At 60.5% G+C, this 22,017-nt stretch carries 16 protein-coding genes, 1 pseudogene and 2 riboswitches; of the genes and pseudogenes, 6 read left to right on the top strand and 11 right to left on the bottom strand.

Annotation, left to right across the window (positions count from 1 at the left end; genetic code table 11):
* The 6 genes and pseudogenes from AB0P14_RS16155 to gcvP all read right to left on the bottom strand — a co-directional run.
* Positions 1–119: pseudogene (locus AB0P14_RS16155) on the bottom strand (lipoyl synthase); the annotation flags it as partial.
* A gap of 210 nt (positions 120–329) precedes the next feature.
* Entirely contained in the window at positions 330–1,727 is a 1,398-nt protein-coding gene (locus AB0P14_RS16160; protein WP_363844544.1) for an L-serine ammonia-lyase, read from the bottom strand.
* A gap of 153 nt (positions 1,728–1,880) precedes the next feature.
* A complete protein-coding gene (gene glyA, locus AB0P14_RS16165; RefSeq protein WP_363844547.1) occupies positions 1,881–3,203 on the bottom strand; it encodes a serine hydroxymethyltransferase in 1,323 nt (440 codons plus the stop codon).
* Entirely contained in the window at positions 3,200–3,583 is a 384-nt protein-coding gene (gcvH, locus tag AB0P14_RS16170) for a glycine cleavage system protein GcvH (RefSeq protein WP_363844550.1), read from the bottom strand. Before gcvH ends, glyA begins: the two co-directional genes overlap by 4 nt.
* Before the next feature lie 44 nt (positions 3,584–3,627).
* Positions 3,628–4,749: a glycine cleavage system aminomethyltransferase GcvT gene (gene gcvT / locus AB0P14_RS16175; RefSeq protein ID WP_363844553.1), complete on the bottom strand. Its 1,122-nt coding sequence runs from the start codon at positions 4,747–4,749 to the stop codon at positions 3,628–3,630.
* Positions 4,750–4,771: 22 nt separating this feature from the next.
* Positions 4,772–7,642: an aminomethyl-transferring glycine dehydrogenase gene (gene gcvP / locus AB0P14_RS16180; RefSeq protein ID WP_363844778.1), complete on the bottom strand. Its 2,871-nt coding sequence runs from the start codon at positions 7,640–7,642 to the stop codon at positions 4,772–4,774.
* 147 nt (positions 7,643–7,789) lie between these two features.
* Positions 7,790–7,886: riboswitch (glycine riboswitch) on the bottom strand.
* Positions 7,887–8,164: 278 nt separating this feature from the next.
* Positions 8,165–8,262, top strand: a riboswitch (glycine riboswitch).
* Positions 8,263–8,411: 149 nt separating this feature from the next.
* On the opposite strand from gcvP, the gene AB0P14_RS16185 reads away from it, so the two are divergent.
* From AB0P14_RS16185 to AB0P14_RS16195, 3 genes are all read left to right on the top strand, one after another.
* Positions 8,412–9,893, top strand: a complete 1,482-nt coding sequence (locus AB0P14_RS16185) for an amino acid permease (protein WP_363844557.1) — start codon at positions 8,412–8,414, stop codon at positions 9,891–9,893.
* Entirely contained in the window at positions 9,890–10,795 is a 906-nt protein-coding gene (gene purU, locus AB0P14_RS16190) for a formyltetrahydrofolate deformylase (RefSeq protein WP_363844560.1), read from the top strand. The genes AB0P14_RS16185 and purU overlap by 4 nt, the downstream gene beginning before the upstream one ends.
* 147 nt (positions 10,796–10,942) lie before the next feature.
* A complete protein-coding gene (locus AB0P14_RS16195; protein ID WP_363844563.1) occupies positions 10,943–12,202 on the top strand; it encodes an MFS transporter in 1,260 nt (419 codons plus the stop codon).
* 16 nt (positions 12,203–12,218) lie between these two features.
* Here AB0P14_RS16195 and AB0P14_RS16200 read toward each other — a convergent pair whose 3' ends face one another.
* Entirely contained in the window at positions 12,219–13,631 is a 1,413-nt protein-coding gene (locus AB0P14_RS16200) for an MFS transporter (RefSeq protein WP_363844566.1), read from the bottom strand.
* Between the two features lie 136 nt (positions 13,632–13,767).
* Here AB0P14_RS16200 and AB0P14_RS16205 point away from each other — a divergent pair, with 136 nt between their 5' ends.
* Positions 13,768–14,262: an AAA family ATPase gene (locus tag AB0P14_RS16205; RefSeq protein ID WP_363844569.1), complete on the top strand. Its 495-nt coding sequence runs from the start codon at positions 13,768–13,770 to the stop codon at positions 14,260–14,262.
* 66 nt (positions 14,263–14,328) lie between these two features.
* Here the strand turns inward: AB0P14_RS16205 and AB0P14_RS16210 are convergent, their stop codons facing one another.
* The gene (locus tag AB0P14_RS16210; RefSeq protein ID WP_363844572.1) at positions 14,329–15,033 is read right to left on the bottom strand and encodes a ferritin-like fold-containing protein; all 705 of its coding nucleotides are present in this window, start codon (positions 15,031–15,033) and stop codon (positions 14,329–14,331) included.
* 65 nt (positions 15,034–15,098) lie between these two features.
* Between AB0P14_RS16210 and AB0P14_RS16215 the strand changes: the two genes are divergently transcribed.
* Together AB0P14_RS16215 and AB0P14_RS16220 are read left to right on the top strand one after the other, a co-directional pair.
* Entirely contained in the window at positions 15,099–16,562 is a 1,464-nt protein-coding gene (locus AB0P14_RS16215) for an RNB domain-containing ribonuclease (protein WP_363844575.1), read from the top strand.
* A 430-nt stretch (positions 16,563–16,992) separates the two neighbouring features.
* On the top strand, positions 16,993–18,660 hold the full coding sequence (locus AB0P14_RS16220) for a DEAD/DEAH box helicase (RefSeq protein WP_363844781.1): 1,668 nt from the start codon (positions 16,993–16,995) through the stop codon (positions 18,658–18,660).
* A gap of 112 nt (positions 18,661–18,772) precedes the next feature.
* Here the strand turns inward: AB0P14_RS16220 and AB0P14_RS16225 are convergent, their stop codons facing one another.
* The 3 genes from AB0P14_RS16225 to AB0P14_RS16235 all read right to left on the bottom strand — a co-directional run bounded on the left by AB0P14_RS16225 (position 18,773) and on the right by AB0P14_RS16235 (position 21,887).
* A complete protein-coding gene (locus tag AB0P14_RS16225) occupies positions 18,773–18,904 on the bottom strand; it encodes a putative transporter small subunit (RefSeq protein WP_363844578.1) in 132 nt (43 codons plus the stop codon).
* Between the two features lie 9 nt (positions 18,905–18,913).
* Positions 18,914–20,605, bottom strand: a complete 1,692-nt coding sequence (locus AB0P14_RS16230) for a sodium:solute symporter family protein (RefSeq protein ID WP_363844581.1) — start codon at positions 20,603–20,605, stop codon at positions 18,914–18,916.
* A 433-nt stretch (positions 20,606–21,038) separates the two neighbouring features.
* Positions 21,039–21,887, bottom strand: coding sequence for a PHP domain-containing protein (locus AB0P14_RS16235; protein WP_363844584.1), 849 nt, complete (start codon positions 21,885–21,887; stop codon positions 21,039–21,041).
* Between the last annotated feature and the right edge of the window lie 130 nt (positions 21,888–22,017).

Raw genomic sequence — 22,017 nt, forward strand, 5'->3', positions numbered from 1 at the left:
ATGAACTCCGGGCCCATCTCGACCTTCGTCTTCATCCACTCCGGCTTACGCTCAACCGGAACCGCAGCATTACGCTGCTCAATCCGCAACAACTTACGTCCCTCAGGGTTCAATGACATGACTCTCCTTGCAATACTTGTTGGCGCAGCGGCTGGGAACTTCTTCTATGCGTTGGACTGGTTGTGGGGTGTGCGCATGGTTGTTCGGGTTGTTCTTTTATGCGTTCAGCTCGTGCTGAGTTGTGCGCCAGTGGACAACACGCGCTCAACTTGTGGCGAGTGGGGCGCATAAGAAAAGTGCTGGCCCCGCATACGTGGGGTTTGGCTGTTTTAGCATTCCACCACGTTGACGGCGAGGCCGCCCATGGCTGTTTCCTTGTATTTGGAGGACATATCGCGTCCAGTTTCACGCATGGTGATGATGACCTCGTCGAGGGAGACGCGGTGTTGACCATCGCCCCACAACGCCATTTTCGCCGCGTTGATGGCCTTGGCCGCAGCAATCGCGTTGCGTTCGATGCACGGAATCTGCACGAGCCCACCAATGGGATCGCAGGTCAGCCCGAGGTTGTGTTCCATGGCAATTTCGGCGGCATTCTCCACCTGTTCCGGGGTGCCACCCATGACTTCAGCCAGTCCCGCAGCCGCCATGGACGACGCCGAACCCACCTCGCCCTGACAGCCCACCTCCGCGCCGGAAATGGAGGCCTGTTCCTTATACAGGACACCCACGGCACCGGCTGCGAGCAGGAATTTAACCACGACGGCGTCAATCGCCTCTTGTGATGCGTTGTGCATCCCGTCGATGTAGTGGGTTGCATAGAACATGACAGCAGGAATGATGCCGGCAGCACCGTTAGTTGGCGCAGTGACTACGCGCCCGCCGGAAGCATTCTCCTCGTTGACAGCAAGGGCCACCAGGTTGACCCACTCCTGCCAGAACTTCGGGTCACGGTCAGGATCCTCGGCACGGAGGCGTTCGTGCCAGGCTGGAGCCCGGCGTCGAACATTCAGGCCGCCGGGGAGTATGCCCTCACGGGCAAGGGAGGCGTCCTTGCACTGGTCCATGACGTCGCGAATGTGCAACAGTCCGGCACGGACCTGATCTTCACTGCGTTCCACGAGCTCGTTGGCGAGCATGACGTCGCTGAAGTTGCCGCCTGCGGTGGCACAATGCCTGAGCAGTTCTGCCGCCGTGCGGAAAGGATAAGGTAAAAGGGCTTTGGATGATTCCAGCTCAGCGACGGCTTCTTCCACCGCGTCTTCACGAATGATGAACCCACCGCCAACGGAGAAGTACGTGGCCTCATGGATCACTTCACCTGCGGCGTCGCTGACGTTGAGCTTCATGCCGTTCGTATGACGGGGCAAAATGGTCAGTGGATGCAAGATGATGTCATCGGCACCGTAGGCCAGCGGCACAGTTCCACCGACCAAGAGTGGCTCTCCGGCAGCAAAGGCAGCCAGACGAGCTTCGACTTCCTCAGGCAGAATCAGCTCAGGTTCGCGGCCTTCCAGGCCTAGCAGAACAGCTGTCATGGTGCCGTGTCCGCGGCCCGTGGCCGCTAACGAGCCATAGAGGTCCACGCGGACAGCGGCAACGCGCTCCAAAATGTGCTGCTCGTTCAGCTCCTTGGCAAAAGCCGCAGCAGCCCGCATGGGACCCACTGTGTGGGAACTGGATGGACCGATTCCCACCGTAAACAAGTCAAAAACGCCAACAGACATGTGAGTACCTCACTCAAGTGCAAATACTACTCCGACAACTCAGATAGCTCAGAAGCGAATCCCGCCGGAGGGCCGGGCGCACCGTGACGGTGCATGCCCAGCCAGTCCCTGTGGTGGCCGCCGTCCAAGACGGCCACCACAGGGAGGGTCCCGTTAGGACAGATTTGCCACTGACGGGTACAACGGGTGCGCTGCGGCCAGAGCCTCAACGCGGGCACGCAAACCTGACAGGTCAGCTGAGGCGTCAGCAATGAGCGCCTCGGCAATGATGTCAGCTACTTCCACAAAGGCCGCCTCGCCAAATCCGCGAGTAGCCAATGCCGGGGTGCCAATACGCAGACCCGAGGTGACCATGGGCGGACGCGGATCGAACGGCACGGCGTTGCGGTTGACGGTGATGTCGATCGCGGCCAAACGGTCCTCGGCCTCCTGCCCATTGAGCTCGCAGTTGCGCAGATCAACCAGTACCAGGTGCACATCGGTACCACCGGAAATCACGGAGATTCCCTTAGCCGAAACATCGTCCTCCATGAGGCGCTTGGCCAAGATGGCCGAACCAGCCAAGACACGTTCCTGACGTTCCTTGAACTCCGGCGTGCCAGCAATCTTGAACGCCACTGCCTTGCCAGCGATGACGTGCTCCAAAGGGCCGCCCTGCTGTCCGGGGAACACCGCAGAGTTGATCTTCTTGGCGATGTCGGCGTCGTTGCTCAAGATGATGCCGCCGCGCGGGCCGGCCAACGTCTTGTGAGTGGTGGAAGTGACCACGTGTGCGTGCGGCACCGGTGAGGGGTGCAGCCCGGCAGCCACCAGACCGGCAAAGTGCGCCATGTCCACCATGAGGTAGGCCCCCACCAGATCCGCGATACGGCGGAATTCGGCGAAGTCCAGCTGGCGGGCGTAAGCGGACCAGCCAGCAACAATGAGGGCCGGCTTGTGCTCGAGCGCCAGGCGCTCGACCTCGGCCATGTCCACCTGATGTGTGTCTTCGCGAACCTGGTACGGAACCACGTTGTACAGGCGGCCGGAGAAGTTAATCTTCATGCCGTGCGTGAGGTGCCCGCCGTGGGCCAAGTTCAGGCCCATGATGGTGTCGCCGGGCTTGATCAGTGCATGCATGACCGAGGCGTTGGCCTGGGCGCCGGAGTGCGGCTGAACGTTTGCGAATCCGGCACCGAACAAATCCTTGACACGGTCAATAGCCAGCTGCTCAATGACATCCACGTGCTCGCAGCCACCGTAGTAGCGGCGGCCCGGGTAACCTTCGGCGTACTTGTTGGTCAGGACCGAGCCCTGAGCCGCCATGACTGCTGCCGCGGTGTGGTTCTCCGAAGCGATCATTTCCAGACCGCTGCGCTGGCGTGCCAGCTCGGCGTCAATCTGAACCGCAACTTCGGGGTCAAGGTCTGCCAGCGTGGCGTCCAGGCTCGGTGAAACTACCTGCACGAAGTCCACGGCGGAAACTGCCCCGCTCACAGCTCGCCACCGTTTGCAGCCGCGTACTCTTCTGCGGTGAGCAAGGGACCATCGGACTCAACGTCAACCTTGAACAACCAGCCGGCCCCATAAGGATCGGAGTTGATGATGGCCGGATCCTCAATGGCTCCGGAGTTGGTCTCGGTCACCACACCGGTCACGGGTGAGTACAAATCGGAGACGGACTTCGTTGACTCGATCTCGCCACATACATCACCGGCGGTCACGGTGGCGCCCACCTCGGGCAGGTCAACGTACACAATGTCGCCGAGGGCGTCTGCGGCCACGGCTGAGACGCCGATGGTGGCTGGACCCGCGCCGTCGCGCGCAATCCACTCGTGTTCGGCGGAGTACTTTAGTTCTGCTGCTACCTTGCTCATGATGGTCCTTAGGTGTCTTAGGGAATATCTCTAAATGCGGGAAATTACTTTTGACGCTTGTAGAAAGGCAGTGCGACTACTTCAAAGGGCTCAGCCTTGCCGCGGAGGTCAACATCGAGCTGCGTGCCAACTTCGGCATGTGCCACATCAACGTAGGCCAGGGCTACGGGGTAACCAAGGGTGGGGCTGGGCTGGCCTGAGGTGACTTCGCCAATGACAGCGCCGTCCTTCATGACGGAGTAGTGACCGCGGGCTGCGCGACGCCCCAGACCCTTCAAGCCCACGAGCTTACGGCCAGACGTGACGCCGTCGCCCGATTCCTTGATGGCGGCCAGTGCGGCCTTGCCGACGAAGTCGCTTTCCTTGGCCAGCGAAACCACCGGACCCATACCGGCTGAGTAGGCGTGACCCGATACGGAGAGCTCGTTGCCGTAGAGGGGCATGCCAGCTTCCAGACGCAGGGAGTCCCGGCTTGCCAGACCGGCAGGGACCAGGCCCTGATCTGCGCCGTTCTCCATCAGTACCTGCCACAGGGCTACAGCATCAGCGTTGGGGACATAGATTTCAAAGCCGTCTTCACCCGTGTAGCCGGTGCGGGCCAGCAGCAGCTCCTGACCGTTGATGCTCACGTAGGCAGCTGCGTAGTACTTCATCTCGGTCACGAGAGCGTGCTGGTCTTCCGGTACCAGCGTCAGCAAAATGGCTGCTGCGTTAGGTCCCTGCACGGCAACCAAAGAGGTTTCCATGGTGACGTCTTCGACCACGACATCGAAGCCGGCGGCGCGTTCAACCAACAGTTTTGCAACGGTGGCTGCGTTGCCTGCGTTGGGTACCACGAGGAACTTCTCATCGCCGAGGCGGTAAGAAATCAGGTCGTCCACAATGCCGCCGTCGACGTTGCAGATTAGCGAATACTTGGCCTTACCCACGGCCACAGCGGAAAGCTTGCCGGCCAGGGCGTAGTCCAAGAACGCGGCAGCATCGGCACCGGTGACCCAGACTTCGCCCATGTGGGAGAGGTCAAAGAGGCCGGCAGCCTTGCGTACGGCGTGGTGTTCTGCGAGTTCGGAAGAGTACTTCAACGGCATCTGCCAGCCACCAAAGTCGGTGAACGAGGCCCCGGCCTTCTGGTGCTCGCCGTAAAGGGAAGTGTGGTTCTCAGTCATGGGAATTCCTTTGCGGTGGTGGTTAGTCTTCGAAATCTTCGATGGGCGGGCAGGAGCAGACCAAGTTGCGGTCACCGGCTGCGCCGTCAATGCGGCCGACCGGCGGGAAGTACTTGTCCTGGCGCAGCGCAGCCACAGGGAACACAGCCTGTTCGCGGGAGTAGCCGCGGTCCCAATCTGAGTTCACGACGGCAGCAGCCGTGTGAGGTGCATTGCGCAGCGGGCTGTCAACGAGTGTGAACGTACCCTCGGCTACCTGATCGATTTCCTGGCGGATGCTGATCATGGCGGTGATGAAGCGGTTGATCTCAGCCAAGTCTTCGGACTCGGTGGGCTCCACCATAAGGGTGCCGGATACGGGGAAGGACAGCGTGGGTGCGTGGAAGCCGTAGTCGATGAGGCGCTTGGCCACGTCTTCGGCGCTCACACCGGTCTTGGCCGTCAGATCCCGCAGATCCAGGATGCACTCGTGGGCCACCAGGTCACCGGCGCCGGTGTACAGCACCGGGTAGTGCTCGTTGAGCTGCGAGGCAATGTAGTTGGCAGCCAACAGCGCAGACTTGGTGGCTTCGGTGAGACCCTTGGCGCCCATGAGCTTCACGTAAGCGTAGGAGATGGGCAGTACGCCGGCGGAACCGAAGCGGGTAGCCGAGATCGGCACACCGGTCCCCTCGATCGTGCCGGACGCGTTGGCATCGCCGGGCATGAACGGAGCCAGGTGCGCCTTGGCTGCAACCGGACCAACGCCGGGGCCGCCACCGCCGTGCGGGATGCAGAAGGTCTTGTGCAGGTTCAGGTGACTGACGTCGCCGCCGAACTTACCGGGCTGAGCCAAACCAACCAGAGCGTTGAGGTTGGCACCGTCAACGTAGACCTGGCCACCAGCTGCGTGGACGGCGTCGCACACATCGGTCACATCGGCGTCGTACACGCCGTGCGTGGACGGGTAGGTGATCATGATGGCCGAGAGCTGATCCTTGTGCTTCTCAATCTTGGCCGTCAGGTCAGCGTGGTCAATGGTGCCGTCCGTTGCGGTAGCGACAACAACAACCTTCATGCCAGCCAGCACAGCTGAGGCTGCGTTGGTGCCGTGAGCCGATTGCGGAATGAGGCAGATGGTGCGCTGGGCGTCGCCACGGGAGAGGTGGTAGCCGCGGATCGCCAGCAGGCCAGCGAGCTCACCCTGCGAACCAGCGTTGGGCTGGATGGAGACCTGATCGTAGCCGGTGATTTCGGCCAGATCGGCTTCCAAGCCACCGATCAGTTCACGCCAACCAACAGTCTGTGAATCCGGAGCGAAGGGGTGGATGGAAGCAAATCCGGGCCATGACATGGCTTCCATCTCAGCCGTTGCATTGAGCTTCATGGTGCAAGAGCCCAAGGGGATCATGGTGCGGTCAAGCGCCAGGTCGCGGTCGCTGAGGCGGCGGATGTAACGCAGCATCTGGGTTTCGGAGCGGTGCGTGTTGAAGACCGGGTGAGTCAGGAAATCCGAGACGCGCACAGTCTCAGCGGGCAATGCGAAATCTGAGCTGCTGCCCGCATCCGTGCCGTCTCCTGCCGGTGCGGCACCAAACACGGCGGCCACGCGGGCCACAATGTCCGACGTCGTGGTTTCATCGACGGAAATACCGACGTGATCGGCGTCGATGGGACGCAAGTTGATACCGTCGCGCTCGGCGATGGCGACCAGTGCGTTGGCGCGGCCCGGTGCGCGCACCGTGAGGGTGTCGAAGAAGGAGTCATTGACAAGCTCGACGCCGGATCCCTGCAGTGCCGCTGCCAAGGTGCGGGCGTGCCCGTGGACGGTTTCGGCAATGGCCTTCAGACCGGAGGGGCCGTGGTAGACGGCGTACATGGAAGCCACGATAGCCAGCAATGCCTGCGCAGTACAGATGTTGGAGGTGGCCTTCTCGCGGCGGATGTGCTGCTCGCGGGTCTGCAGGGCCAGGCGGTAGGCCGACAAGCCGGTGTTGTCCTTGGAGACGCCAACGATGCGGCCGGGCAGTGAACGCTCCATGCCGTTGCGGACAGCCATGTAAGCGGCGTGCGGTCCACCGAAGAACAGCGGAACACCGAAGCGCTGGGCAGTTCCTACGGCGATGTCGGCGCCCTGCTCACCGGGAGGGGTGATAAGCGTCAGCGCGAGCAGATCGGCGGCAACGGTGACCAGTGCGCCCTGTTCCTTGGCGGCGGCGATGACCGGTGCGTGGTTGAAGACACGGCCGGAGACGCCGGGCTGCTGCAAAACGACGCCGTTGATGGCACCTTCGGGCAGACCCAGGGAAAGATCGGCAACCTCAACCTCAAAACCGAGGGCTTCGGCGCGGCCCTTGACGATGGCGATGGTCTGCGGCAGCAGATCCGAGTCCAAAACGGTCTTGGCCTCGCCGGCTCCCTTGGTCTTGTTGGAGCGGCGCATGAGCAGCACAGCCTCGGCCACGGCCGTTGCTTCATCGAGCAGGGAGGCGTTGGCGACGGGCAGACCGGTCAAGTCGCTGACCATGGTCTGGAAGTTCAAGAGTGCCTCAAGGCGGCCTTGGGAAATCTCCGGCTGGTACGGCGTGTACGCCGTGTACCAGGCCGGAGCTTCGAGGATGTTGCGCATGATCACCGGCGGCGTCACGGTGTTGTAGTAGCCCTGGCCGATCATCTGCACGGCCATGGTGTTCTTTGCTGCGAGCCCACGCAGCTGGGTCAGGACTTCAACCTCACTCAACGCGGCCTGCAACGCCAGCGGCGTGCTCTGGCGAATGGAATCGGGAACGGCCATATCAACGAGTGAATCGACGCTGTCATAGCCAATGGCTTTGAGCATGGAATCGACATGCGATTGTTCACGGGCACCAATATGGCGATCGGCGAACACGCTAGGAAGGGACTGAATCGTCAAGGGGAACTCCAAGGTACGGCCGGGCGAAAGCTTCGGCATGAGTGGGGTTCCTCCCCGCTCTGTCTTGGACCTGAGAGATTCCGCAGATTTGTGATCCGCTTTGCACCGTCGGTGAACCGGATTAATCCGGCTGCTTTCCAGAGTTGCCTCGCCATGACGGTACGGGGGCCTGAGAGATTCCTGGGGAGGATTTGCTCCTACGGCGCCTCACACATTGCTGGGAGGACTCTCCCGCCACGGTTCAAAAGGCATATTCAAATGTAGGTGATTCTCGGCACACACTACCCGATGGCTCGCACTTAGTGCAACTCCTCCGTCCGAGCCGTCGCCGCTTCGTGTCCGAGTCAGGCACTTCAGCGGTTCCACCAAGTCGCCCCATCAAGGAGGCCTCCTTGATGGCCGCGGCGGCCCCATTTCCTGCCGTTCCGGACGACTTTCTGGATACGTCTTGCACATGGCCCAAAGTTCAGGCTAATCTGTGACTCGCGTCACCCTTCTTTATTTTAAGTTTTGCAGTGCCTATGATCCGCGGCGGGAGAGTCCTCCCAGCGATATCGGTAGGCGCCGAAGGAGCAAACCCTCCCCGGGAATCTCTCAGGCCCCTGTACCGCCACGGCTAGGCAACTCTGGAAAGCAGTCCGGGAAACGGACTCACCGACGGTGCAAGCGTTCACTATTTTTTAGAAACGCGAAAACTCTCAGGTCCCATACAGAGTGGGGAGGAAAAAATCTTCGTGGTGCTCCATGCCACCTGAACGAAGGAATTCCTTTGACTACTCGCCATACCGCGCCCCTCTCGGACGAGCCACCCCAGCTCGAGCGCCAACTCAGCAACCGCCATATCCAGCTCATTGCCATTGGCGGTGCCATTGGAACCGGCTTGTTTATGGGTTCCGGCAAAACCATTTCCGCCGCCGGACCGTCGGTGATCTTTGTGTACATGATCATCGGATTCATGCTGTTCTTTGTCATGCGAGCCATGGGTGAACTGTTGCTCAGCAACCTCCATTACAAGTCTTTTAGCGACTTTGCCGCAGATTTGCTGGGCCCCTGGGCAGGCTTCTTCACCGGCTGGACGTACTGGTTCTGCTGGGTTATCACAGGCATCGCTGACGTCATCGCGATCGCCGCCTACTCAGATGTCCTTTTGCCGGGCATTCCCTTGTGGATCCCGGGTGTGGTCACAGTAGGAATCTTGCTGATCCTAAACCTGACCACGGTGAAGGCCTTCGGTGAGACAGAGTTCTGGTTTGCCCTCATCAAGATCATTGCCATTGTGGCTCTGATCGCTGTGGGCCTATTCATGATCTTTAGCCGTTTCCAGTCTGATTTTGGAACAGCAAGCTTCACGAACCTGTGGAGCCACGGCGGCTTCTTCCCGAATGAGTTCATGGGCTTTGTTGCCGGATTCCAGATCGCTGTGTTTGCCTTCGTCGGCATTGAACTGGTCGGTACCACCGCTGCTGAGGCCAAAGATCCGGAGAAGAACCTTCCAAAAGCCATCAACTCCATCCCGATCCGCGTGCTGCTGTTCTATGTAGGCGCCTTGATCATCCTGATGGCAGTCATTCCCTGGACCCAGTTCTCGGCCGGAAGCAGCCCGTTTATCGCCATGTTCTCCTTGGCCGGACTCGGAGCGGCAGCCACCATCATCAACCTTGTGGTGCTGACGTCAGCGATGTCCTCAGCGAACTCCGGGATCTATTCCACCTCCCGCATGGTTTATGGCCTGGCCATGGAAGGCGATGCCCCTGCCAGATTCGCCAAGTTGTCTAACCGCAAGGTCCCCAACAACGCGTTGTTCCTTTCCTGTGTCCTGCTCTTGTCCAGCATCGTGTTGCTATACGTCGGCGAAGACATCAGCAAAGCCTTTGAAATGGTCACCACCGTGGCTGCTGTCTGCTTCGTCTTTGTCTGGTCCATCATTCTGGCCAGCTACCTTGCCTTCCGTCGCCGTCGCCCTGAATTGCACGAGGCCTCCAAATTCAAGATGCCTGGCGGTATCCCCATGGTCTACGTTGTCTTCGCTTTCTTCGCCTTTGTCCTATGGGCCCTGACAACTCAGGTCGATACGTTGATCGCCCTGTTGGTTACGCCCATCTGGTTCATTGCACTTGCGGTGGTCTGGTACTTCATTGGCAAGACCCCCGGCCACTTGGCCCGCTACCGCAATTTCAAGGCAGATCTCGTAACAGAGGCGGAGGCCAGCACAGCCCGTAGCCTGGCACACGAAGAAGAGGCTGGACGATGACCACGGAGCCGTTGACGCCGTCGAACGTTCACAGTGAAATTCCTGCAACTGGGGAAGGGTTCATCCTGACTCTTAACTGCGTCGAGAACCCCGGAATTGTGCACGCAGTAGCGCACTATCTGCTCGAGCATGGCTGCTACATCGTGGATATCAAGCAGTTCGGTGACCAGCAGGTGCGGCAGTTCTTCATGCGGGTACACTTCCTGGCCACCGCAGATGGGCCATCTGCGGATCAGCTGCGGAGCGATTTTGCGCCCCTCGCCGAGCAGTGGGGCATGCGGTGGCGGCTGGAACCGCAGGCCCGTAAAGAACGCATCCTGGTCATGGTTTCCAAGTTTGGCCACTGCCTCAATGATCTGCTCTTCCGGGCCCGTACCGGCGAACTTCCGGTGGAGATCGTGGCTGTTGTCTCTAACCATGAGACGCACAAGGATTTGGTGGACTGGCATGGAATTCCGTTCCACCACATCCCGGTGACCCCTGATACGAAGCCGGCCGCCGAAGCCCAGTTGCTGGAGTTGGTGGATCAATACACGGCTGAGCTGGTGGTGCTGGCGCGGTACATGCAGGTTCTCAGTGATGATTTGACCAAGGTGCTATCGGGGCGTGCAATCAATATTCATCACTCCTTCCTGCCCAGTTTCAAGGGCGCCAAGCCATACCACCAGGCATACGAACGCGGAGTCAAAACGGTCGGCGCCACGGCTCACTACGTCAACGCTGAACTGGATGAGGGGCCGATCATCGCCCAACAAGTCATCGAGGTGGACCACACCTACAGTCCTGCGGATCTGGTCGCGGTCGGTAAAGACGCCGAATGCAAGGCGCTAACCAACGCCGTGAGATGGCATGCCGAGGGCCGGATCATTCTCTCCGGGAACCGTACAGTCGTTCTGCGCTAACAGCCTTTGTCCCAACCTCATATTGGGAGTGGTTGAGGCTAGGCTGTAACTCGGGCTGGTGCATGCTTTCGCCAGAGAAAATCATCCAGTGACGCATAGCTGGTATGGGCAGTGGCCATGGACAAGGAACCGTATAAGTGGTGATTAGTGGCTGACTCTAACGGCCCGATTCATCCTGTGGCGGGTACGGCAGCTCACTGGGACGGGCACCAGCGTGGCAGTTCTGGATATCGTCGGATCTTGGCTGCGCTGGCTTGTGCCGGGGTGGCAACGTTCGCCCAGTTGTATTCGCTGCAGGGACTATTGCCTCTGGTTTCGCGGGACTTGAATGTCTCTGCGGCGCAGGCCTCGTTGACGGTGTCAGTGGCAACGATCGGGCTTGCCGCAGCAGTTTTGCCTTGGTCTTTTGTTGCCGACCGCTGGGGCCGGGTCCGCACCATGGGGCTGGCCGTCATTCTGGCAACCATCATGGGTTTATTGGTTCCGGCGGCCCCAAATTTTGAAATTCTGTTGGTTCTGCGAGCGCTGGAGGGTGCAGCGCTGGGCGGTATCCCCGCCTTGGCGATCGCCTACCTCAGCGAAGAAGTCAGGGCATCCCATGCGGCGGCCGCAGCTGGCGCCTACGTTGCTGGGACCACACTGGGTGGACTATTTGGTCGGCTGCTGGCCGGACCTGTCGCGGATGTGGCCGGTTGGCGTATGGGCACGCTCGCCGTCTCACTCTGCGCGGCGGTGGCGGCCGTGGCTTTCCTTGGTCTGGCGCCCCGCCCGAGGGGTTTCATTCCCTCGCCCCGGGTGGGCTTTGGCGCAGTGTTAGGCAGGCTAATCCCCCAACTACGCAGCAGTTCCTTGCTGGCTTTGTACGCCCAAGCTTTCTTGTTGATGGGCGCCTTTGTCAGTGTGTACAACTATCTGGGGTTCCGTTTGGAAGCACCACCCTACCTCTTTCCCGCGTCGGCAGTGGCGCTGCTCTTTCTGGCGTATTTGGCAGGGACATTCTCCTCACGGATGGTAGCCGGAATGGCTGGTCGCTGGGGTCGCCGTGCAGTGTTGTTGGCGTCGATCGGCGTCATGGTGGGCGGGCTGGCCATGACGCTGGCAAGCCCGATCGTCCTGATTTTGATGGGGCTGGTGTTATTTACGGCAGGTTTTTTTGGCGCGCACAGTATCGCGTCGGGGTGGACTGGAGCGTTAGCCACCACTGGCCGAGCCCAGGCGTCTTCCCTCTATAACCTCAGTTACTACTCCGGTTCCAGCGTGATCGGCTGGAGCGCAGGCTTGGTGTTCCAACAGTTTGGGTGGAGTGCCATGGCCGCCGCTTTGGCCGTTCTCGCCGGCGGTGCGGCCGCGATTGCGGCGCTGTTTCTGCCCAACCGCAAAGCGTCCGGCCACCCAGGTTCTAGCTGAGCAGTTCACCTCACCGCTAGCTGAGCAATTCCCCCGCGCTCCGGTGCATGCGCAGCGCTTCGACCACCGGGTACAGCATGATCACCCCGAGCACAGCGAATGTCCACTGGTAGCCCGTCACTGGCGCAGTCTCCGGGATTCGGGCCAGGATGGCTTCGGCCCCCCGCAAAATCAGAGCACCCACGGCAATGCCTAGGCCTGTTGCGACCTGAGCGATCGTGGAGGAGAGTGTGTTGGCTCCGGCCATCCGCGCCTTGGGTACGTCCATGAACTGCAAGGTGTTGTAGGCACTGAAGCCGATCGAGCGCAGCACCCCGCTGGCAAATAGTACGACGGCGATGAGCGCCAGTGGCGTTTCGGGGTTCAGGAAGGCGCAGGCCACCAGTGTCAGGGTGCCGCCTATATTGCTGAGCAGCAGCACACGGCGATACCCGAAACGCCGGATCATGGGCGAGGTGACTGGCTTGATCAGCACGTTCCCGGCGAACACGGCCATGGTCATCAGGCCCGCCTCAAGCGCACTCCAGCCGAATCCGATCATGAACATCAGCGGTAGTAAAAACGGCACCGCATTAATCACCAGCCGGTAAAGCGCACCGCCGCGGTTGCCCACCAAAAATGTGGGGATCCGCAGAGCACGCAGATCCAGTAGCGGGTGCTGTGAGCGTCTAAACCACCAGAGCGCTGCCACGGTCCCGGCTGCTGCCAGCACAAACCAAAGTACGACGCCGGCCCACGGCGTGGGTGCCGCACCCACCAGTTCCATACCTATCACCAGCGCGGCCAAGGCTGTGCCGCACAGCAGGAAACCTACCCAGTCCGGCGGTGGCAGCTTCCTGGCTCTGATGTCCGGAACAACTCTGGTGGCCACAATGAAGGCAACTATCCCCAAGGGGACGTTGATGAGGAAGATCCAGTGCCAGCTGGAATACGTGACCAGCAGGCCACCCAACACCGGGGCAATCACCGGTGCTATGAGCGCGGGCCAGGTCAGGTAGGCGATGGCTTCTAGGAATTCTTTCCTATCTGCCTCACGCAGCACCACCAACCGACCTACTGGAACCATCATCGCCCCGCCCATGCCTTGGAGCATCCGCGCTCCGCAAAGGAACATCAGATTCGGGCTCAGTGCGCACAATAGGGAGGCAATAGTGAAGATGGCGATGGCGGACGTGAACACACGCCGAGCCCCAAAGCGTTCAGCCAACCAGCCGCTGATCGGAATACCCACAGCCAGGGTGATCAGGTACGAGGTCATGGCCAAGTTGATGTCCACTGGACGAACGTTCAGATCTGCGGCTATTGCGGCAGCAGCCGTGGCAATAATGGTGCCGTCCAAAATCTCCATAAAGAACGTTCCGGCGACCAAGAGCGCCAAGACACGGCTAAAGGAACTACTGCCAACCGAGGTCCCGCGTCGTTTTCCCACGGGCTAAGCGTAGCGAACGCGGGGCCCGTACGAGCGCAGCGAGTCACGGGGAGAGAGCTACGCGTAGCGAACGCGTCGTTCCGGTGAGTCGACAGCGGCAGGAGCCATCCGCCGTCGAACGTGCTTTGATGGAGAGATGTCCCTCCTGATCGTGCTGCGTGGCAACTCTGGCTCCGGCAAGAGCACGGTGGCCTGCGCTTTGCAGCAGGAACTGGACGGAGTGTGGATCGAGCAAGACAATTTTCGCCGGACTATTTTGGGCGAGGCCGGAAATTACTCCGCGCTGAGTATCGCGCTCATTCAGCAGTCGGCTGCCTTGGCGCTGCAACACGGCCGCACCGTCATTATGGAAGGCATGTTCAACGCCAATACTTATAGCGAAGTGTTCCTCACGCTGCGGGACGGGCATCAGGGGCGGAGCCTTTTTTACGCCTACGACCTCAGCTTTGAGGAGACGTTACGCCGACATGCAACCCGTCCTGACAAGCGGGCCGACTTTGGCGAAGACGCTATGCGCGGCTGGTACCGAGGCTGGAATCCGCTGGCCGGCATTGCGGAGCTAAGAATCACCGAACAAGAGAGCGCTGCCGAGACGCTTGAACGCATCCTGGCCGACGTCCGCGGCGGCTAAGTCCACCACCACCACCTGCGACTGCACTCGCCACCGCTGTCCGCTCCTCCCCGAAAAGTAAAAAACTTAGGCTGTCAGTCCCAGCTGGCTCATTCGTTTGGAATGGTTGCGGGTCAGAGTGCTAAGAATTTTCGAAACCTCGGCTGCGGCCGCCTCCTGAGTTCCGTCGGGTCGCAACCCCACCAAGAAGCTGTGCTTGGCGCCGATGCGCTCCACCTGTGTCAGCGCCTCCCCCACCAAACGACGCCCCCACAACGCCAACCTGGACGAGAGCCGGGGGTCCTGCGCCAGCATGCTCTTCAACAGTTTGGCGAGCAGAGCGTTCTGCTCATCACTGGTGCGCACCGCTGCAATGGCGGCACGCGTGGACTCGTCCAGATGTTCGGCAATCGCGGCGTAGAACTCTTCTGTGATGGCTTCCACCACGTAGGCCTTCATCAAGGACTCGTGCCAATCGGCGGGGCGGGTGCGTTCATGGAAGGCATCAACCATGCGCTGGTATGGGGCCATGGCGAGTTCCGGATCCATGCCCATCTCCAGCAACCGGGCACACATGGCTTCGTAATGGCCAAACTCGGAGACCGCCATTTTGCCCAGCACGGCTCTGTCGGACAGCGAGGGCGAATGCCGGGCGTCGTTGGCTAGCCGTTCAAACGCGGAGAGCTCGCCGTATGCGATGCTGCCCAACAGGTCCACCACGAAGTTGTCATAACGGGCGCTCAGTTCGCCTGCAGAGACGGAATCATCGGCCTCGGAAGCTGAAATACTCATAAGTACCAGCGTAGTCTGTGCCGCGCCGCCCATGTTCGCGCACACGAATCGTTTACGCTGAAATCGTGCCGTACTCACATATTGGCGTCAGTAGTAGCGCCGCGCAACAGTCCCTAGCCCAGGCCCTCGCCGCCTTGAGCGATGAGTTTAAGCTGCCAGACGGCTTTGCCCCGGATGTTTTGGCTGAGGTGGATGCGGTGATCGCAGGCCATCAATTGCCTGCACCGGATCTCACCGCGCTGCCCTTCATCACCATTGACCCGCCCACTTCTCAGGATCTGGATCAGGCCATGTACCTGCAGCGTAGCGACGACGGCTACGTGGTCCACTATGCCATTGCCGATGTCCCCGCCTTTGTCCCCGCCGGTGGCCCGCTGGATGCCGAGACGCGCCGCCGCGGCCAAACCATTTACACCCCTGGCCAGCGCATTCCTCTGCATCCGTTGCCCCTGAGCGAGGGTGCGGCGAGCCTCTTCGCCAACGATCCGCGCTCCGCCTACGTCTGGGAAATCCACCTCGACGCCGACGGCGCCCAAACCTCGGCCTCCGTCCGGCGCGCCACCGTGCAAAGCATCGCGAAGCTGGGTTACGAAGAAGCTCAAGAGATGCACGACGCCGGGAACGCACCGGCCGCCGTCGCCGGCATCTTGGCGCTGTTGGCTGAGATTGGGACAAAACGCATCGAGCTGGAACGGGTCCGGGGCGGCGCTAGCTTGAATGTGCCTGCTCAGGAAGTTGAATTCGTTGACGGCAAGTACGTGTTGGAGTTCCGTCCCAATCTGCCCATCGAAGACTGGAACGCCCAGATTTCACTGCTCACCGGGATGGCTGCGGCCCAGGTAATGCTTGAGGGCAAAGTGGGCATCTTGCGCACCATGCCGGCACCTGATGAGGAAGCCATTGCCGCCTACCGATTGCAGACTGTGGCGTTGGGTGAACCGTGGGGTGAGGATCTGGCCTATGGGGCCTATCTGCGAACCTTGAACACTTCCAACCCCAAACATCTAGCGCTCATGCATGCCGCCACAACACTGTTCCGCGGTGCCGGCTACACACCCTTTAATGGTGAGGTGCCGGAGCACGTGCTGCAGGCGGCCGTAGCCGCGCCGTACGCCCACACCACTGCACCGTTGCGCCGTCTAGTGGATCGATTTGTGCTGGCTATTTGTGCCTCGCTCTGCGCCAACGAGGAGGTTCCGGACTGGGCCGTTGCCGCTCTGGATGAGTTGCCAGAGATTATGGCTGCCTCAAACCAGCTGGCCAACAAGGTGGATCGGGCCGCCGTTGACACGGTGGAGGCGGCGCTGCTCAGTCACCGGGTGGGAAGCGAATTTGACGCCGTGGTGCTTGCCGGGCCGAAGAAGAACGGGCACAACACCAAAGCAGCCGCGGCACGCAGCTCCATCCAGATTCAGGAGCCTGCCGTGACGGCGTATTGCGACGGTGACCTAGAACCGGGCACCGCAGTGCGGGTCAAGCTAGCCTCCGTGGACATTGCTGGGCGAAGCATTAAGTTCATCCCCGCCTAGGCCCCACCGACCTGAACCGTCTAGCCTTCACCTGCCTGAAGCCACCCGCTGCACTCGCTTCCCGCCGTCGAACATGGCGCTGTTGGTATGGCAGTTGAGCAGCTCCGGCGCCACTGTTAGCGCGCAACATTGTCATCTGCGCTATGTTCGCCGCGGTATTTGCAGCTGTGCCGCTAGACTGAGCATGTAGACATGGATGCCCGGTCGTTGATTATTAGTTTTTGATTCAACAAGCCCGCCCCTACGCGCGTCTTATCAGCTCTTCCCGCACCTGCCGTTTGTGGCTCCGGGATGGCAAGAAATTGCAAGCCCGCGATCGGCTTCCCTAAGATAGTGCCGCTATTCTGCTGTTCCGTGAGGCCTCTTGTGCCAGCGTTGAGCCCGGTTGGCGGCACCTTGTATAGACGAATTGAATGGTAAGCATTTGAGCATTGAAACAGATTCCCTGCTGCAAGCAGAAGACGGCAACGAAAACGTTGAGATTGACGGAACGCTGAGCAGCAACGAACCGCCGCGTCAGGAGGAGAAGGAAACGTTCGCCAGCTTTGGCGTTCACCACGAGATTGTTTCCTCGCTGACCGAAGCCGGGATCACGCACCCCTTCCCCATCCAGGCCATGACGCTGCCCATCGCACTGACCGGTCACGACATCATTGGCCAGGCCAAGACCGGAACCGGTAAGACCCTAGGCTTCGGTATCCCCGCGTTGAACCGCATTGTTGCTCCCAAGGATGAGGGCTTTGAGAAGCTCGCAGCCCCGGGCGCACCCCAGGCCATGATCATCGTGCCCACGCGTGAGCTCGCCGTTCAGGTTGCCAACGACCTCACCACTGCCTCCAAGCACCGCGGCATCCGCATCGCCACCATCTACGGTGGCCGCGCGTACGAGCCTCAGGTCGAGGCCCTGCAAAAGGGCGTTGAACTGATTGTTGGAACCCCCGGCCGTCTGATCGACTTACTCAAACAGCGCCACCTGAACGTCAAGCACGTCCGCATGGTCATCCTCGACGAGGCCGACGAAATGCTGGATCTGGGCTTCCTGCCCGATGTTGAAACCTTGATTGCCGGCACCCCGCCGGTGCGCCAGACCATGCTGTTCTCGGCCACCATGCCGGGCCCGGTTGTTGCCATGGCCCGCCGTTACATGACTCAGCCCACGCACATTCGCGCCGCCGATCCCGACGACGAAGGCCTGACCAAACGCGATATCCGCCAGCTGATCTACCGGGCCCACAACCTGGACAAGATCGAGGTTTTGGCACGGATCCTGCAGGCCAACGGCCGCGGCCGTTCCATCATCTTCACCAAGACCAAGCGCACCGCTGCCAAGGTTGCCGAGGAATTGGTTGACCGCGGTTTCGCCGCAGCCGCCATCCACGGCGATCTGGGCCAGGGTGCCCGCGAGCAGGCCCTGCGCGCCTTCCGCAACAACAAGGTTGACGTCCTGGTCGCCACCGACGTCGCCGCCCGCGGTATTGACGTTGATGACGTCACGCACGTGGTCAACTACCAGTGCGTGGAAGACGAAAAGATTTACCTGCACCGCGTGGGCCGCACGGGCCGCGCCGGCAACAAGGGCACGGCCGTCACGTTCGTTGACTGGGATGACATGCCTCGCTGGGGCCTGATTAACAAGGCGCTGGGTCTGAGCGTTCCCGAACCCATCGAGACGTACTCCTCCTCCCCGCACCTCTACTCTGATCTGGATATTCCGGTTGGCACCAAGGGCCGCCTGCCGCGCGATAAGCGTACGCACGCTGGCATCAACGCCGAAGTCCTGGAAGATCTGGGCGAGACTGGCAAGCGCAACTCCCCCAAGCAGGAATCCGGCCGTGGCCCCCGCGAAGGTGGAGCCCGCGAAGGTGAGCGTGGCGGAAACCGTGGAGGGAATCGTTCAGGTGCCCGCCATGGTGAGCGCCGCCGTGATGACGCCCCCGCAGGTGAGAAGAACGACGCCGGCCGCAGCCGCCGTCGTCCGTCTTCCGCAGCTGCCACGCAGGGCGAGTCCGCTGCCGCTCCCGCCGAGGCTGGGGCGCCGCGGGCACGCCGCACACGTACCCGCCGCCGCAACGGCGAGGTCACTAACAAGCAGGACTAGGGACAGCACTGCCCACTTGTGAAAATGCCGCCGTTTGACGGAAATGCCAGGGTTTGAACTATGGCATTTCCGTCAAACGGCGGCATTTTTGTTGAGCCGTTCATCGATCGCACTAAATCAGCGGGCGGCCTTCACGTTTGGCTTCACGGATCTCCAGCCAGAGGGCCCGTCCCAACACGTAGATCACGCCGGTGACGATCACGGGACAGATGAGGACATACAGGGTCAGAAAAAATACGCTCACGGCTGGGTCCTACGCTTTCTCTTCAAGAAGTGCACCGGTGCCGTCATGGCTGGCTTCCGCTCGGTTGTCGAAGTCGCCAATGCGCTCCTGGATGCTGTCAAAATCAAAGGTTGCCTTGTTCCGGAAGCACATGAAATAACACACCAGGGTGCTGACGGCGTAGGCCACCAGCGAGCCTGAAAGTACGGCGTAGTCATGTAAGAATCCGATGGCGAATGGGGCCGCAGCCAAGATGGCAACAGCTGCCACGATCTTGGCGATCTTCAGACCGAAGAAGCCGAAAGCCATCAAGCCGAGTACAACACCTATGCCAATCACGGCGAGCATGTCGACGACGATGCCGGTAGCTCCATCCATGGCAATCCATCCGAAACGGACAGGCAGGAAGCAGGCAAGTGCGGCCAATACGGAGACGGTGAACGCCTTGTTCGTGACCTTTTCCCAGTAGAAGCTGGCAATGACAGGGAACACCAAGGCACCCCAGAGTGCTCCAACAAAGACCAAGAGGTCAAGGATGTTCAGCTTTCCGCTGGCAAAGTACAGCCCTGCTCCAGTGGCAACAACCATGGTGATGCGGCCAATGAGCAGCATGGTCTTGGGGTTCGCTTTATCCTTTTTGGCAATGTTTTGGCCATAGACGTCGGCCATCATGATCGAGGACATGGCGGAGAGGTCCGAGTCCGCGGTGGAGGACAGTGCGCTGACAATCATGATCAGAAAGACGCCCAGTAGGATCGGGCCCAAATACGTTGCAGCCATCTGCGGGATCAAGTTGTTCGAGTCCCCATCCATCGGCGCAATTCCGGCGTATAGAGCCATGACACCGAGCATGCCAACACCGATGATGGTGGCGCCGTAGCCCACTGTGGCCGTGACGAACGTCTTCTTGATCAAGTCCTCGCGTACAGCAAAGAGGCGCTGGGCAATGGTCTGGTTACCAATGGCATAGGCCAGGACTGCGGCAATGTACGGGGCACCTTGATTCAGGAAGGCCTCGGAGGAGAAGAAGTTGGACTGCTGCGGGGTCAGATTGCTAGCACCTGTGGCAAACATATCTGGGCCGCCGGCAGTAAAGAACACCACGGGAACGATGATGACGACGGCACCGAGCAGAGCGAATACCTGCACGGCGTCTGTCATGACCGATGCCCTAAAACCAGACCACAGTGAGTACAGCAAAATTCCGCCACCCATGAACAAGATGCCCTGGGTGAAGTTGAAGGGCGACAACAACGCAATGAGCGCGCCACCGGCAATGAAGTTGGAGGTGATGCTGATGAGCGAGCCAACAATGTTGGAACCTGCCAGCATCAACTGGCTGGATTTTCCGTGCCGGGCGTACATGATCTCGGCGAGCGTGTGGGCCTTGGGCGCCACGGCTCTGATTCGTTTGCCGAACGGGTAGATGAACAAGATCATCAACGCGCCCCACAAGCCGTAGTGGATGGGCCCGGAAATCCCGTACGTGTAGCCGGAGGTGGCCGAGGCATACATCGAGGATGCCCAGATCCATGTGGCCGTCATGCTTCCGGCCGAGATACCAAAACCAACCTTGTTGCCCGCTGTCATATATCCGTCAGCGTTTTCATTCTTGCGACCAATAAAGAAGGTCATCAGCAACGTGCCACCGTAAAACAGCACTAATAGTCCAATGACTGTCCAACTTCCCAGTTGGTTCAGCCCTGCGCCATCCGGCACCATATCTGTCCTCTCGCTAGGACGGAATTCACCGGCATTCCGCCAAAAAACAGCGTGCGCCGCCCAAAAAAGAGGTGCTCAAAGTAATCCGGTGAAGGACTTCGCGGCGCACTTTCCCGCCCGGGACCAGCCACCACGGCAAGCAGATGTTTCTGCGCAGGCGGCCCAAAGTGAATCGCGTACAAGGCGACTATTCACTACCGGAAGTTCAACGGCTGACGTTCAGCCGGCAACGGGACTACAACAGGTTCTAGACAAGATTTAGTTGCCCATTCGAACCAATCAACTCTGCCTACAATAACAGGCTCCGGATGATTCAACATGGCTGTTACGTGCTTCAAGAGATAACAATGGCGCAACCATCGGCCCTTTGTAGGGCATAGGCGGGCCGTAGAAGGAGCGACTGCGAGCGCTATTGCAAGAGTTCCAGCACGAGTTATGGCAGGTAGGGCGTGCTTCCTGTTCCCAACGCCAACAACCGTTCCAGAGCCTCGGGAGAGGTAGTGTTTTCGCCTAGCAAGTTGGGCTTTCCGGCTCCGTGATAGTCAGAAGAACCGGTGATGAATAGTCCCCGCTCATGAGCCAATTGCCGTAGCCAGGCGCGTCCTTCGGGAGGATTGTCCCGGTGGTCGACCTCCAAACCGAGGAGTCCGGCGTCGATCATGTCATGGAAGATTTCCGGGGCCACCACCCTCCCCCGGCTCGATGCCACGGGGTGGGCAAAGACGGGCACTCCCCCGGCTGCGCGAACCAGTTCCACGGCCAGCGCCGGCTCCACCGCGTAGTGGCTGACAAAGTAACGCGAATGGGAAGTCAGGATGCTGGCGAACGCCTCATTGCGGTCAGCCACGATGCCGGCGGCAACCAAGGCGTCGGCAATGTGCGGGCGGCCCACAGTGGCGCCGGGGGCAACATGGGCGCTGACGTCGTCCCAGTTCAGCGGATAGTCCTCGGCCAGGCGCTCCACCATGCGTTCGGCGCGGGTCAGTCGAGCGTCCTTGGCCTTGGTGATTTCCTCGAGGAGGTCCGCATTGAGCGGGTCGTGCAGATAACTCAGCAGGTGGACGCTGACGCCGCGCGAGGTTTTGCACGAAATTTCCATGCCGGGCACCAGCCCCACACCGTGGCGCCTGGCGGCCTCGAGCGCGCGATCCCAGCCATCCGTGGAATCGTGGTCGGTCAGCGCCATGACATCAAGGCGCGCGGCGGCGGCTGCGGCCACGAGTTCGGCCGGAGCCTGTGTACCGTCGGAAACATTTGAATGCGTGTGCAAATCGATCCTCACGCCCCCAGCCTACGTCCGTTCCCCAGCAACCGGCGCCACGGCGCACACAAGTGCGGCGGCAGCCACTGCGGCGTCTACGGCCGTGCCGCAGCGCCTGCCGGGAGCGAACGGCACGCCACCACCTTTGTCC

It is taken from the genome of Specibacter sp. NPDC078709, from assembly GCF_040686795.1.
Classification (GTDB): Bacteria; Actinomycetota; Actinomycetes; order Actinomycetales; family Micrococcaceae; genus Specibacter.

What these genes read in the sequence shown, in the direction of transcription:
- AB0P14_RS16160 (WP_363844544.1), bottom strand. Translation starts at nt 1,727, where the DNA reads ATGTCTGTTGGCGTTTTTGACTTGTTTACGGTGGGAATCGGTCCATCC.
- gcvH (WP_363844550.1), bottom strand. Translation starts at nt 3,583, where the DNA reads ATGAGCAAGGTAGCAGCAGAACTAAAGTACTCCGCCGAACACGAGTGG.
- purU (WP_363844560.1), top strand. Translation starts at nt 9,890, where the DNA reads ATGACCACGGAGCCGTTGACGCCGTCGAACGTTCACAGTGAAATTCCT.
- AB0P14_RS16230 (WP_363844581.1), bottom strand. Translation starts at nt 20,605, where the DNA reads ATGGTGCCGGATGGCGCAGGGCTGAACCAACTGGGAAGTTGGACAGTC.
- gcvT (WP_363844553.1), bottom strand. Translation starts at nt 4,749, where the DNA reads ATGACTGAGAACCACACTTCCCTTTACGGCGAGCACCAGAAGGCCGGG.
- AB0P14_RS16205 (WP_363844569.1), top strand. Translation starts at nt 13,768, where the DNA reads ATGTCCCTCCTGATCGTGCTGCGTGGCAACTCTGGCTCCGGCAAGAGC.
- AB0P14_RS16210 (WP_363844572.1), bottom strand. Translation starts at nt 15,033, where the DNA reads ATGAGTATTTCAGCTTCCGAGGCCGATGATTCCGTCTCTGCAGGCGAA.